At 58.0% G+C, this 13,181-nt stretch carries 9 protein-coding genes; 3 read left to right on the top strand and 6 right to left on the bottom strand.

Annotated features, from left to right (window positions below; genetic code table 11):
• Positions 1-198: 198 nt before the first annotated feature.
• A complete protein-coding gene (locus TRESADRAFT_RS03260) occupies positions 199-639 on the bottom strand; it encodes a GNAT family N-acetyltransferase (protein ID WP_002702826.1) in 441 nt (146 codons plus the stop codon).
• Positions 636-1,826, bottom strand: a complete 1,191-nt coding sequence (locus tag TRESADRAFT_RS03255; RefSeq protein WP_002702825.1) for an iron-containing alcohol dehydrogenase — start codon at positions 1,824-1,826, stop codon at positions 636-638. Before TRESADRAFT_RS03255 ends, TRESADRAFT_RS03260 begins: the two co-directional genes overlap by 4 nt.
• Positions 1,827-2,328: 502 nt before the next feature.
• On the opposite strand from TRESADRAFT_RS03255, the gene uxuA reads away from it, so the two are divergent.
• The 3 genes from uxuA to TRESADRAFT_RS03235 all read left to right on the top strand — a co-directional run bounded on the left by uxuA (position 2,329) and on the right by TRESADRAFT_RS03235 (position 6,218).
• A complete protein-coding gene (gene uxuA / locus TRESADRAFT_RS03245; protein ID WP_002702824.1) occupies positions 2,329-3,462 on the top strand; it encodes a mannonate dehydratase in 1,134 nt (377 codons plus the stop codon).
• Between the two features lie 69 nt (positions 3,463-3,531).
• Complete coding sequence (locus TRESADRAFT_RS03240) at positions 3,532-5,142, top strand: mannitol dehydrogenase family protein (RefSeq protein WP_002702823.1); 1,611 nt, start codon at positions 3,532-3,534, stop codon at positions 5,140-5,142.
• Positions 5,143-5,204: 62 nt separating this feature from the next.
• On the top strand, positions 5,205-6,218 hold the full coding sequence (locus TRESADRAFT_RS03235) for a LacI family DNA-binding transcriptional regulator (protein ID WP_002702821.1): 1,014 nt from the start codon (positions 5,205-5,207) through the stop codon (positions 6,216-6,218).
• Between the two features lie 150 nt (positions 6,219-6,368).
• Here TRESADRAFT_RS03235 and TRESADRAFT_RS03230 read toward each other — a convergent pair whose 3' ends face one another.
• The 4 genes from TRESADRAFT_RS03230 to TRESADRAFT_RS03215 form a co-directional block, all read right to left on the bottom strand.
• Positions 6,369-8,297 (bottom strand): glycoside hydrolase family 13 protein, encoded by a 1,929-nt coding sequence (locus TRESADRAFT_RS03230; RefSeq protein ID WP_002702811.1) that lies wholly within the window; start codon positions 8,295-8,297, stop codon positions 6,369-6,371.
• Positions 8,294-10,615: a glycoside hydrolase family 31 protein gene (locus tag TRESADRAFT_RS03225; protein WP_002702809.1), complete on the bottom strand. Its 2,322-nt coding sequence runs from the start codon at positions 10,613-10,615 to the stop codon at positions 8,294-8,296. The genes TRESADRAFT_RS03230 and TRESADRAFT_RS03225 overlap by 4 nt, the downstream gene beginning before the upstream one ends.
• An 8-nt stretch (positions 10,616-10,623) precedes the next feature.
• On the bottom strand, positions 10,624-12,198 hold the full coding sequence (locus TRESADRAFT_RS03220; protein ID WP_002702807.1) for a type 2 periplasmic-binding domain-containing protein: 1,575 nt from the start codon (positions 12,196-12,198) through the stop codon (positions 10,624-10,626).
• A gap of 86 nt (positions 12,199-12,284) precedes the next feature.
• Positions 12,285-13,175 carry a carbohydrate ABC transporter permease gene (locus TRESADRAFT_RS03215; protein ID WP_002702805.1) on the bottom strand — a complete coding sequence of 297 codons (891 nt, stop codon included), beginning with the start codon at positions 13,173-13,175 and terminating at the stop codon, positions 12,285-12,287.
• Positions 13,176-13,181: the final 6 nt, after the last annotated feature.

Genomic DNA, 13,181 nt, shown 5'->3' with positions numbered 1-13,181 from the left:
GATGGGATTTCGCGCCTGCGGTTCATTTTCACGTTCTGAGTCAGGCTGTGTCGGAGCAAGCGCTCGCGCGTACACAATGGTAAAAAATTTGGAAAAGGCGTGAAAAAAGGAAGGCCGTGCCCGTGGCGCCGGTGCGGTGGTAGTAAGCCGGCGATTCGGGGACGCAGCCTTCCGGTTGTTTTTGGAAAGTCCTGATGGCTAGGAGAGGATTTTCTCGAAGCCGTAGCAGCTTTTCTCGAAGCCGTTGCTCTCGTAGAAGCGGTGCGCGGCGGTGCGCGGGATACCCGACTCGAGGATAATCGCGCGGCAGCCGGCGGATTTTGCGATTCCTTCTATATAATTGAGCATCTTTTTGCCGATTCCTTTTCCGCGCTCGCTTTCCTTCGTGATGATTCCCGAAAGGTAGCATGTTTTTCCGCACATCCAGAGCGTGCTGAAAAAATCCCCGTGGCAGAAACCGACGATTTCGCCGCCTCTTTCGGCGACGACGGCGAAGGTGCTCTTTCCTCCGACAATCTCGCTGAAAACGGCTTTCGTCGCGTTCTCCTCGTACTCGTTGTACGACCACAGCGATTTTATCAGCGGGAAGACGAGGTGAAAATCCTCGACAGACGCTTTCCGAAGCTCGAGCCCGCTCATCCGACCGCCTCCACGTAAATCCGCGCGATGTCGTCTTTTTTCACGTCCACGCACATGTTCGCGAGATTGCCGGCGGAGACTTTGAGGCAGTTTTCCGTCATCCAGGGAATGTCCGCCTTTTCGATGCCGAGCGCGCCGAGGTTTTCGGGAAGGTCGAGCGACTCGATGAATTCGCGGATTTTCTGCGCGCAGTCAAGGATGCCGCCGCCGCCGAGAAGGCTCGAGACGCGGGCAAATTTTTCCTTTGCCGGATTTTTCCCGCGCTCCTCCGCCAGTTTCCTGACCGTGAAGTCGGTGACGGACGGGGTGATGGCGGACAGTCCCCTGCCGTGCACGATGTTGCGGAGCCCGCTTGCGGGATGCTCCATTCCGTGAGAGAGCGTCACGCCGCAAATGCCGATGGACATTCCTCCGATTGTCGAGGCGAGGCTCACGGCTTCCCACGATTCGAGCAGGCTTTCGTCTGTCGCAGCCGCGCCTGCTTTTATGTGCCTGTACAGGGCGGGAAGGTGTTCCGCGAGGAGAGAAATCGCGCGGGATGAAAGCGCGTCGCAGAACGGCTGTGATTTTTTCGCGGTGTATGATTCGATGCAATGGCACAGCGCGTCGAATCCGACCGAAGAAAGGACGCTCGGCGGCATTGTCATCATGCACGACGGGTCGACGATTGAGACTTTCGGGAGAATGGCGGGGCAGCGCAGGCTTTTTTTGTCTCCGTTCTCCGGATTCGTGAGCACCGCGAACCCGTTCCCCTCGCTTCCCGTCCCGCATGTCGTGGGGATTGCGATGACGGGGAGAGCGTTCCCGCTTTCCCTGCGCCCGAAGATGTAGTCGCTGATGTCCCCGTCGTTCACCGCGAGGAACGCGATTCCCTTCGCGCAGTCGATTATCGAGCCGCCGCCGGCAGCCACGACGACGTCGCATTTTTCCGAGACGGCGAGGGCTGCCCCTTCCTCGGCCGTCGTCGTCAGCGGGTTCTGCTGAACCTTGTCGAAAAGAACCGTGGCGATTCCCTCGTCCTCAAGGCTTTTCCTCACTTTGTCGTAAAGCCCGCTTTTCTTCGCGCTCGATGTTCCCGTCACGATAAGCGCTTTCCTTCCGAATCTTTTTGCGTGAATCCCCGTCTCCGCGACTCGCCCGATACCGAAAAGAATGTTCGCGGGCAGAAAATAGCTGAATTCCGTCATAGTGCACCTCCTGTTCATGATTGAAAATGGTATCGCGCCGTCTATGGCGCGCTCTATAGTCTGGTCGATGAAATCGCGGTCGAAATATTCCGTCTCCGTTTTTTTCGGAAAGCCGCTTCCCGACGGCCGTTCCGCCGCTCAAGGATTTTCCACGGTTCCGCGCCGGGAACGCTTCCTGCTGCGATTTTTTGCACTGCTTCCATTTTTTCTTCTCCTTAGTTTTTTGAATCGATATTTCCGGAACGGCATCAAAAAAGGCGCTTCGGAGGGGGCTGTGCCCGCTTGAAACGCCTTCGTCCAAAAAAAGAGCCCATGCGCGATGCATGAGCTCCTTTGCTTTTGATGCGCCGGAGTCTAATGAATCGGGAAAATGCTGTCAATATGGCGTCGGATTTTTTTGCGGCCGAAAAAGCGGATTCCGGCTTTACAATCGCGGTGAAATGGCGTACTATGAAAAATGTAACCGGTTACAATATTTTTATGCCGGTTCGGAGGACACTCTATGGAAATGACATTGCGCTGGTACGGCTCGAAATTCGACACCGTGACACTTGAACAAATCCGCCAGATTCCCGGCGTCAAGGGAGTGATAACGACGCTTTACGACACGAAGCCGGGCGAGGTGTGGAGCCGCGAGCGGATTCGCGCGCTCAAGGACGAGGTTGCCGCCGCCGGATTGAGGATTGCCGGAATCGAGAGCGTCAATGTTTCGGACGCGATAAAGACGGGCTCCGCCGACCGCGACAAGGACATCGGGGCGTACATCGAGACGCTCAAAAACCTTGGCGAGGAAGGCATCCGCATGGTCTGCTACAATTTCATGCCCGTGTTCGACTGGACGAGGACGGAGCTTGCCCGCGTGCGCGAGGACGGCTCGACTGTGCTTGCGTACACGCAGGAGGCTGTCGACGCGATAAAGCCTGAGGAAATGTTCTCGTCGATTTCCGGGGACATGAACGGGACGGTCATGCCGGGCTGGGAGCCGGAGCGCATGTCAAAGGTGAAGGAGCTTTTCGCGCTCTACAAGGACATCGACGAGGAGAAGCTGTTCGAGAACCTCAAGTATTTCCTCGAGAAAATCATGCCCGTCTGCGACGAATACGACATCAACATGGCAATCCATCCGGACGACCCCGCGTGGAGCGTTTTCGGGCTTCCGAGAATCATCACGAACCAGGCGAACATCAGCCGCATGATGAAGATGGTTGACAACCCGCACAACGGCGTCACGTTCTGCTCGGGAAGCTACGGCACGAACCCGGAGAACAACCTGCCCGAGATGATTCGGAGCCTCAAGGGGCGCATCCATTTCGCTCATGTGAGGAACCTCCGCTTCAACGCGTTCGAGCGCCCCGACGGAAGCGCCGTCACCTCGTGGACGGGAGAGAAAATCAGGAAGGGCAAGCCGGATTTCGAGGAGGCATGCCACCTTTCCGCGGACGGGAATTTCGACATGTACGAGATTATGAAGGCGCTCTACGACATCGGCTTCGACGGCCCAGTCCGCCCCGACCACGGCCGCATGATTTGGGGGGAGAAGGCGATGCCGGGCTACGGGCTTTACGACCGCGCGCTCGGCGCCTCTTATCTCAACGGGCTGTGGGAAGCAATCGAGAAAAGCCAGACGAGGAAATAGCATTCCGATTTTATGAAACCGTTCGGAAACTTCGGCTTCCGGCAGGGAAATTTTGCGAGGAAACAAGGTATGAAACTTACAATTGAAGGTCTTAAGGATACTGAATCATGGAAGAAAGCCGGCGTCACGATTCCGTCGTATGATGTCGCGGCTATGCAGGAGCGCACGCGGAAGGAGCCCGTCTGGGTGCACTTCGGCGCGGGCAACATTTTCCGCATGTTCATCGGCGGATTGCAGGACACTCTCCTGAACGGGGGGCTTTCCGACAAGGGAATCATCGCCGCCGAGACGTTCGGGTTCGACATCATCGACGAGGTGTATGTCCCGTACGACAACCTCGTCCTCGGCGTCACGCTCAGGCCGGACGGGAGCGTCGGAAAGCGTGTCATCGGGTCGCTCGCCGAGGGAATCAAGTCGGTTTCCGGCGACACTGACGGCTGGAGGCGCATGAAGGAGATTTTTGCCGCACGGTCGCTTCAGATGGTGAGCTTCACGATTACGGAAAAAGGGTACGCGCTCTACGGTTCCGACGGCTCGCTCCTTCCTGCCGCTTCCGCGGACATCGCCTCGGGACCTGCCGCGCCGAAGACTGCCATGGGGCAGGTCGCCGCGCTCCTTTTCCACCGTTTCTTGAGCGGGGGAGCGCCCGTCGCCGTCGTCAGCATGGACAACTGCTCGCACAACGGGGAGAAGCTCCGCGCGTCGGTCACCACGATGGCGGGGAAATGGCAGGAACGCGGGATGGTCAGCGCCGAATTCGTCGCGTGGCTTTCCGACGAGGGGAACGTCTCGTTTCCGTGGTCGATGATAGACAAAATCACGCCGCGCCCGAGCGAGGAAATCGGAAGGAAGCTTGAGGAGGCGGGAATCGAGAAGATGAAGCCGTTCGTCTCCGCGCACAAGACGTACATCGCGCCGTTCGTCAACGCAGAGGGGCCGCAGTATCTCGTCATCGAGGACCGCTTTCCCAACGGACGTCCCGCGCTCGAGAAGGCTGGCGTGTACTTCACGGACCGCGACACGGTGAACAACGTCGAGCGCATGAAGGTCACGACATGCCTGAACCCGCTCCACACGTCGCTCGCGGTCTACGGATGCCTTCTCGGCTACACGCTCATCGCGGACGAGATGAGGGACGCCGATTTGTCCGCCCTCGTCACGAAAATCGGGCCAGTCGAGGGAATGCCCGTCGTCACCGACCCGAAAATCCTCTCTCCGAAAGCGTTCGTCGACGAGGTAATCAATGTGCGCCTCCCGAATCCGTTCATGCCGGACACGCCGCAGAGAATCGCCTGCGACACGTCTCAGAAAGTCGGAATCCGCTTCGGCGAGACGATAAAAAGCTATGTCGCCCGGGACGGCAGCGCCGAAAAACTCACCGCAATCCCGCTTGCAATTGCGGGCTGGCTCCGCTATCTTCTTGCGGTGGACGACGACGGGAACGGGTTCGAGCTTTCGCCCGACCCGATGCTCGACGAGCTCCGCGGGAAACTGTCCGGCGTCGAGTTGGGGAAACCGGAGAGCGCGGAGGGAAAACTCAAGCCCATCCTCTCGAACGCGAACATCTTCGGCTCCGACCTCTACAAGGCGGGGCTTGGCGAAAAGATTGAGGGCATGTTCAGGGAGGAGCTTTCCGGAAAAGGCGCCGTCCGTGCCACATTGCACAAATACGTAGGATAAATTCGGGTTTCCGGCGCGGATGTGCCGTTTTTCGCGCCGGAAACTTCGATTCAGGCAGGGATATGACCGAAAACTATACCATTTACGATTTGGCGCGCGACTGCGGCGTTTCCGTCGCGACGATTTCGCGCGTGATTAACGGAAGCCCGGCGGTCAGCGCGAGGACGCGCGAGAAAGTTCAGAAGGCGATAAAAGAGCACAACTTCACGCCGAACGCGTTCGCGCGCGGGATGAACAAGATGGCGACGCGCATAATCGCCGTTCTCATCTCGGACATCGCGAACCCGTTCTTCGCGGACATCGTAAAGGGAATCGAGGAGACGTGCCGGAGATACGACTACCGCATAATCCTCTGCATAACGAACAACGACATGGACAAGGAGCGCACGGAGCTTGAGATGATGCTCCAGAAGCAGGTCGACGGGTTCATAATCTGCGGAAGCCGTCCCGTTGACGACACGAACGAGGGCGTCCTCCGCAAAATCAGCGAGGTCCATCCCGTCGTCATGGTGAATTCGCGCATAGACGGCGGAAAAAAACTCTATTCCGTCCTCGTCGACGAAAAAAAAGCTTCCAAAAACGCGCTTTCCGTCCTTTTCTCGAAAAAATCATACAAGCGGCTGTACGTCTTCGGCGACAGGGTGTGGCGGACGACCGCGGACAAAATCCGTGCCGCCGAGGAATTCGCGTCGGAGAACGGGATTCCGTTCGGAAACTGCTCCGTCATTGCCTGCCCCCACACGCTTGAGGCGGGTAGGGAAGCCGCCCGCGCGTTCATCGCCGGAAATCCCGTCTTCCCGTGCCTCGTTTTCTGCGTCTCCGACCAGATTGCGCTCGGCGCGCTGAAGGAATTTGTCGGAAGCGGGCTTTCCGTGGGAAACGATGTGGGCGTCCTCGGCTTTTCCGACATCAGCATAAGTTCTCTCGTCACCCCCGCGCTCACGACCGTCGACCAGCACATGAGAAGCCTCGGCGAGCAGGCCGCGAACCTTTTCGTGAGCATCGGAAACGGAATCGTGACGGAGGCGAAAGCCTTCTATTCCGATTACGATTTGGTGGAACGGGAATCTACCTAGTGCTTGCGCTTGCTTTTGTGTTTTTCGTTATGAGATTTGCGTCGGTGAAGAAAGCGCGTTCCCTCCGGGAGGGGATTTTTCGGAAATGGTGAAAATCTTTCCGAGAAATCGGCTTTGATGGAGGGAACGCGTGTTTTTTTTGGCGGAGTGTCAGGTGGCGCAAGGCAGTTTTATCATGTAGCTTGCGTGCGGGGGAACCTGAAGGGCGAGGGTCTTTCCGTGGAGGATGCTCCTGACTTCGTTTCCGAGAAGGTCTTCCTTGACGGGGCGGGGGAGCGCGTTGAAGTGGGCGAGGGGAATCTTTATCGTCCGCTTCTCGGTGTCCGACGAGACGACGGTGAAGACGACTTCCTTGCGCGTGAAGCGCGCGAGCGCGATGACATAGTCGTCCGCGCTTACGAACGCGAAGCTTCCCGAGCGGAGAGGCTCTTCCGTGCGGCGGAGGGCGACGAGCTTTTTGTAGAATTCCCGAAATTTCACCGACTTCTCCTTTTTCTCCCAGTTCCAGTCGAACGGATAGCGGCATTCCTCGACCGATTCGTCGCTTCCCGAAAGGAGGATTTCGTCGCCGTAATAGATGCTCGGGCTTCCGGGCAGCGTGAACTGCAGCACGGCTGCCGACATCACGCTTTCCGTTCCCACTGACGGGATATTGTGCAGGCGGATGACGTCGTGGCTGTCAATCATGTTGAACTGCACCTGCTGCAGCGCCCCGGGAATGCGCGCGTAGAACTGGCATATCCGTTCCTTGAGCTGCAGCGCCGTCATCTTTTTCCCCGCCGCACGGAGAATTTCGTTCCGCTCGTGGAGCAAATCCCCCGCGCCGCAGAAATTCCTCACCACTCTGGCGCAGGCGGCGTAATTCATCGTGGCGTCCCATGCGTCCCCCTGCAGGTCCGCCGTGCAGTCGCCCCATTCCTCCGCCACGAGATACGTTTCCCTGCTCTCTCCTTTCAGCTCTTTCCTGATTTCGCGGATTACCTCTTCGTGGACGTCCGCCTTGTCGTTCCGGGCGAGGCAGTCTGCGACGTCGAACCGCCAGCCGTCTATGCGGTAGGGACTTTTGAGCCATTTTTTGAGGGCGGAATTCCCGTCGCGGTAGATGATGTTCCTCAGTTCCGCGGAGGTGTAGTTGAGCTGCGGCATCGTCTCCACCCCGAACCATGCGCTGTATGAATTTTCCTCGCCGAAGAAATAGAATTTCCGCTCGGGCGAAGCCGGATTGTTGAACGCGCCCTCGCTTTCCGGGAAGAATTCCGCGCCTTTGTTGAACCAGCGCGCGCTGCTGCTCGTGTGGTTTATCGAAATGTCGAGGAGGAGCCGCATCCCGCGCCGGTGCATCTCCGCCGTAAGTTCCGCGAGCGCCTCGTCGCCGCCGAGATGCGGGTCGATGTGGAAATAATCGAGCGCGTCGTATTTGTGCGTTGACGGCGAGACGAAAATCGGGTTGAGGTATATGCCGTTTATGCCGAGCTCCTCGAGGTAGTCGAGCTTTTCGATTATCCCGTACAAGTCCCCGTTGTGGAAGTCGAGGTTCCGCCCCTCCTCGTATTTTTTCGCGTCCTCGTCCCATTTTGCGGCGGGCCGCGCCTCGAATCCCTGATACGAATATTCGCCTTCCCTGACGCCGATTTTGTCGTTGCCGTTCCTGAACCTGTCGGGAAAAATCTGGTAGAAGACGGTGTCGCGCACCCACTCGGGCGAGTCGTAGTCGGAAAGGAGCGCGAAATCCGCGGAATCGTCGGGGATGTAGTCCGTGATTCTGAACTGCGTGTAGTAGTAGATTCCGCTTTCCGCCTGCAGATAGAACTGGTAGCGGAATTTCGCGTCCCGTACGGGAATCTCCGCCGAATAGTATACGAGCGGGCCTTCGCGGACGGTTTCCCTCATCTCGTGCAATGCCTCGACACCGAATTCCTTCGAGCGGAGGAACACGTGCCGTATGTCGCGGTTTTTCATCATCCGTATGGAGAACGTGACGGTCTCGCCCCGTTTCGGGAGCGGGTTGCTCACAAATTGGGCGGTCGCGTCGCTCTGGACGCTTTTCAGCCAGCTTTTCGTAATTCTTTGATTTTTCATCTGCTGCATATCCTCTCAAAAAGGGCGGAAACAAAATCGCAATCCGTTTCTTCCGCCAGAATTTCCCCGCACACCGATGCGGTGTCCCCGCCTTTTTTTACGGCGGAGAATAGCCGCTCTTTCCGCACAAAATCGATTTCCGCCTTGTCTAGAAGCGAGAAGCAGCGCGACAGAACCATTTTCCGCCCAAGCTCCTCATTTTTCCTCGTCGAAAGGCGGATTGCCGCCTCGCCCGACGCGGGGACGGAGACGCGCACGGAGGCTTTCCTCATGAGCGGGTCGTACCTGAAATCGGAAGGGCGTTTTTGCCCGCAAATTTCCGATTCCGCCGAGAGAACCTCGTCGCAGTTGAGGAAATGGATGTTGTATTCCGCGCTTTTTCCCTTCGGCGCGCGTATAAAAAAAACACCTTCCCCGGAAATTTCGAATTCCGTCCGGTAAAAATCGCTTCCTTCTCCCGCGCCGCAATCTTCCTGCACAAATTTTCCCTCCGCGCCGAGCGAGACAAAAACCTCGCTTTCGAGCGGGAGGATTCCGCCGGCTTTCAGGAGGAGCGGGAAGCTTTCGAGCGGGCGGTACATCACCACCGTCTTTTTCCCTTCGTATGTCATTCCCGTGAAAATGTCCGTGTACAAGCCTTCCGGAATCCACGCGCGGACGGGCGCCATGCGCAAATCCTTTTTCGCGGGGCTCGTTATGGGGCAGGCTATCAGCTCCGTCCCGAAAAAATATTCGTTCGGGAAATCGTACGCCTCGTTTTCCTCGGGGAATTCGTGGTAGAGCGGCCGTATCGGCGGAACGAGGTCGCGCGAGAAACGCGCGTTCATCGTGTTGAGATACGGGATGAGGGCGTGCCGCATCCTGAGGAATTCCGTTATTGCCGCGCTTTCGCCCGCGCCGAAAAGCCACGGCTCCTTGTGGTTGAATTCGCTCGACGAGCTGTGGAGGCGCATTATCGGCGAGAACACCCCGAGCTGCACCCATCGCACCTGAAGCTCCTCGTCGTACGTCCCGAGCATGTGCCCGCCGATGTCGTGGCTCCACCAGCAGTAGCCGATGTTGCTCGCCGTCGCGGTGAAGAACGGCTGGAAATCGAGCGACTTCCACGATATGACGGTGTCGCCGGAAAATCCGACGGGGTAGCGGTGGCTTCCCTCGCCTGAATACCGCGACAGGATGAGCGCGTCCTTCCCCGATTTTTTGTTGTCGAGAAAATGGTAGTGGTTCAGGAGCCAGAGCGGATCGAGGTCCGCGAGCTTCGTCTTCTCGCCCTGCTGCCAGTCAATCCACCAGAAATCGACGCCGTCCTTTTCCTTCGGATGGTGGAGGCAGCTGAAATACGCCTCGACGAAATCGGGGCTCGTCATGTCGAACGGAATCGTCTCCCCGTCGTCCGCCCGCTTGAGCGATTTCCTCATCGCCCCGTAATCCTCCTCGTGACGTCCGACTCCCTCCGCGGGATGGATGTTCAGCGACACCGTGAGGTTCCGCTTGTGCAGCTCGGAAAGGAATTGTTTGGGGTCGGGAAAAAGCTCCCGGTTCCATGTGTAGCCGGTCCATCCCGTCCCGATGCTGCTGTCTATCTTCGTTATGTGCCAGTCCATGTCAATCATCGCGACGGAAAGCGGGATTTTTCTCCGCGCGAATTCGTCCATCAAAGCGAGGTATTCTTCCTGCGTGTAGCGGTGGTAGCGGCTCCACCAGTTCCCCAGCGCCCATCTCGGAAGAAGCGGCGGACGCCCCGTTATGAGGAGGAAGTCGCGCAGCGCGTCCTTGTAGTCGTGCCCGTAGGCGAACAGGTAGACGTCCGTGCAGTTTTTGTCCTCGCGCGCGGAAATCGTTCCGTCGTCGTTGATGAGGCAGCTTCTGCTGTCGTCAAGGATTGCGATGCCGCTTCTTGAAATAATTCCTTCGCCGAGCGGAATTGCCCCGTCCGCGTTGTCGAGCGTGCGCGCAGTCCCTTTGAGCGTTTCGGTTTTGTCGCCGTGACGCCATGTCCTCGTTCCGACGGGATTTTTTATGATGACCTCGACCGCGCTTCGCAGGCTGACGTTCCCGCCATCCCCCACCTTCCTGCAGCGGATGGTGAGCCGTGTCGTTCCGATTTCGCATTCGTCGTCGTAATCCTTCCTGATGAATTCGACGGCGCCCAAATCGCGGTTCCATATTTTCTGCGTCGCCTTGTCGGTGAAAATTCCCTTTTCGCTCCATTCTAGGCGGATGAGCGCCGGCGCGATTACCGTGACGCGGAGATTCCCGAGCGCGATGGTGTTCCCGCTTCTTGCGCCGCGCGTTTCAATTCGGTATATGCCTTTCATCGTTTTCCTCAGCTTTTCTTCCCGCTTTTTCCCGAATTCGCCTCGTATGTCGCGAACGCGTCTTCCTCGATTTTCAGGAACGTGTCTAGCCCCATCGCCTTGAGTGTCGAGACGTACGCGTCCCACTGCCCGTCGATTCCGCCTTTCGTGACCCAGCCTGCCTGGTTCGTGGAGACGAACGCGCCCAAATCCGTGTAGAGGAGCGACAGCGAATTTATCTGCTCCGGCGTGTAGCTTACGTTCGGATATGCCTCCCGCGCGTACGAGCTGAACGAGGAGTCGAGCGCGAGTTTCGCGGCATCCCCGTTCTCCGCCTCGTAGGAGACGCGCGCGTTGAATCCGTCCCCGACGTATTTGGGGCCGAAGTCGCGCAGGGAATTCACCCATGCGTATGTGTCCGCCGACTGCCCGTCCTTTGGCGGGAGGACTGAGTACGTTCCGTCATCGTTTTTCCGCGTTCCCGTTCCGAACGAGCCGTAGAAATTCTGTATCGAGGCGTCCTCCGTGTAGAATGTGTCTATCCACGAGAGGAGCGCGCCGGGATTTTTGCATGACGACGTGACGACGAATTCGTAGCGCGAGTAGTTCCAGTGCGCGGGATCCGACGAGATGTATTTTTTCCCGTCGGGGCCTGCGAGCGGCGGAAGGGGAACGTACTGTCCCGCGTTCGAGCCGAACGTCGCGTCTGCCGTCCATCCCGCGGCAACACCGACGACTGCGGTGGAGCCCATGAGCTTCGCGTCGCGCATCGACTCGTCCTGCGTGAAAAGCTCCGCGTCTATCAGTCCCGCCTCGAAGCATTCGTGCATCCACCGTATGCCGTTCTTGTATCCCTCGGAAACGGGAAGCCATTCGGGCTTGCCGTCCTTGAGCGCCATCAGGTACGTCCCGTCCGCGCCGACATTCGTCCCGAACGGAAGCGTGAAGAACATGACGGGGTCGGCATACCCGCGCCCGTAGGGAATCTCGTCGTTCGGATTCCCGTTCCCGTTCGCGTCCTTTTCCTTGAACGCCCGCAGAACGTCCTCGAATTCACGGTACGTCTCCGGCATTTTCAGCCCGAGGTTGTCGAGCCATGTCTTGTTGATGAAAAGCTGGTTCGCGACGACGGGGCGGCACGGCTTTTTGGAGGGAAGCCCGTAGATGTGCCCGTCCGAGGATGTGGCGAGCGCGCGCATGTTCGGGTCCTCGCCGAGTATCTTTTTGAGATTCGGCATGTGCTCGTCGATATACGATTCGAGCGGGATGAACGTCCCCGCGTTGCCCATGATGTCCGATTCGCTGAAGCAGATTGAGCCGACGAACGCGTCCGGCAAATCGCCCCCGGCGAGCATGACGGCGCGCCTGTCTCCCCAGTCCGAGTTGAGGATTGTCTTCCACTTTATTTCGATTCCGACTGACTTCGCGGCTTCGTCCGGAAATCCCGTGTGGTACGCCTCTCCCCAGTCCGCCCACCGTACGGTCGCGACCTCGAATTCGTTCTCCTTTTTCGCGCTTTTCGTCTCCTTTCCTGCGCATCCGGCAAGAGTGAGCGCGATGACGGCAAGCGATGCCGCCGCGATGGTGTTCTTCGTGTTTCCCATAATTTTTCTCCTTTTATTGAGCCTGCCCGAAAATCGTTTTTCGGATCAGCGTTTTGATTCTGTTTTCCCTTTTTCCGGTGCGGAACCTATTCCTTTATCGAGCCGAGCATGACGCCCTGGTTGAAGTATTTCTGGAGGAACGGGTAGAGCAGCATAATCGGCAGCGTCGAGATGACGATTGCCGCGTATTTCATCATGTCCGAAAGCCTCCGGAGCTCCTGCGCCATGCTTCCCGTGGCGGCTCCGAGCAGCGACTGGTTCGTTATCAGTATCCGCCTCAGAAGAAGCTGCAGCGGCTGGAGTTCCTCGCGGTCGATGTAGATGAGCGCGTTGAACCATGAATTCCACAATCCGACTGCCGTCCAAAGCCCGATGACGGCGAGGACCGATTTCGAGAGCGGAATGACGAACTGGAAGAAATAGCGGATTGTCCCGCAGCCGTCTATCTGCGCCGCCTCCCACAGCGTCTCGGGAAGCGACGACTTGAAGAACGTCCGCGCCACGATGATGTTGTACGTCGAGACGGAGAACGGGAGCACCATGACCCAGAACGAGTCGAGCAGCCCGAACGCCTTGACGACGAAATATGTCGGGATGAGCCCCCCGCTGACGAACATCGGGACGAGGAGAAACGCGTTTATGAAGCGGCTTCCCGCCAAATCGCGCCGCGACATCGCGTATCCCGCGGGGATGTTCACCGCCAGCGCGATGAACGTGCCGACGAGCGTGTAGATTATCGTGTTCAGGTAGCTCGTCCAGATTTGCTTCTGCCTGAAAAGCTCGCGGTATCCGGAAAAATCCCATTGCGCGGGAAAAAGCCAGACCTCGCCGTTCGCTATTTCCTGCGGGTTGCTGAACGAGGCGACGATCACGAACCAGAGCGGGTAGATGACCGCGAGAACCATGAGGAACGCGATCGCCTTGAAGATTATGTCGAGCCGGATGTCGGAGCCGGAGCGTTTGATTTTGTCCTGCATTTTGAT

This window comes from Treponema saccharophilum DSM 2985 (genome assembly GCF_000255555.1).
GTDB lineage: Bacteria > Spirochaetota > Spirochaetia > Treponematales > Treponemataceae > Treponema_D > Treponema_D saccharophilum.
The sequence above is the reverse complement of the archived record's forward strand: the minus strand, read 5'-3'. Positions and strand labels throughout refer to the sequence as shown.

Excerpts from the sequence above, each read along its gene's own strand:
- TRESADRAFT_RS03260 (WP_002702826.1), bottom strand. The coding sequence starts at position 639 with ATGAGCGGGCTCGAGCTTCGGAAAGCGTCTGTCGAGGATTTTCACCTC.
- TRESADRAFT_RS03255 (WP_002702825.1), bottom strand. The coding sequence starts at position 1,826 with ATGACGGAATTCAGCTATTTTCTGCCCGCGAACATTCTTTTCGGTATC.
- uxuA (WP_002702824.1), top strand. The coding sequence starts at position 2,329 with ATGGAAATGACATTGCGCTGGTACGGCTCGAAATTCGACACCGTGACA.
- TRESADRAFT_RS03240 (WP_002702823.1), top strand. The coding sequence starts at position 3,532 with ATGAAACTTACAATTGAAGGTCTTAAGGATACTGAATCATGGAAGAAA.
- TRESADRAFT_RS03235 (WP_002702821.1), top strand. The coding sequence starts at position 5,205 with ATGACCGAAAACTATACCATTTACGATTTGGCGCGCGACTGCGGCGTT.
- TRESADRAFT_RS03230 (WP_002702811.1), bottom strand. The coding sequence starts at position 8,297 with ATGAAAAATCAAAGAATTACGAAAAGCTGGCTGAAAAGCGTCCAGAGC.
- TRESADRAFT_RS03225 (WP_002702809.1), bottom strand. The coding sequence starts at position 10,615 with ATGAAAGGCATATACCGAATTGAAACGCGCGGCGCAAGAAGCGGGAAC.
- TRESADRAFT_RS03220 (WP_002702807.1), bottom strand. The coding sequence starts at position 12,198 with ATGGGAAACACGAAGAACACCATCGCGGCGGCATCGCTTGCCGTCATC.
- TRESADRAFT_RS03215 (WP_002702805.1), bottom strand. The coding sequence starts at position 13,175 with ATGCAGGACAAAATCAAACGCTCCGGCTCCGACATCCGGCTCGACATA.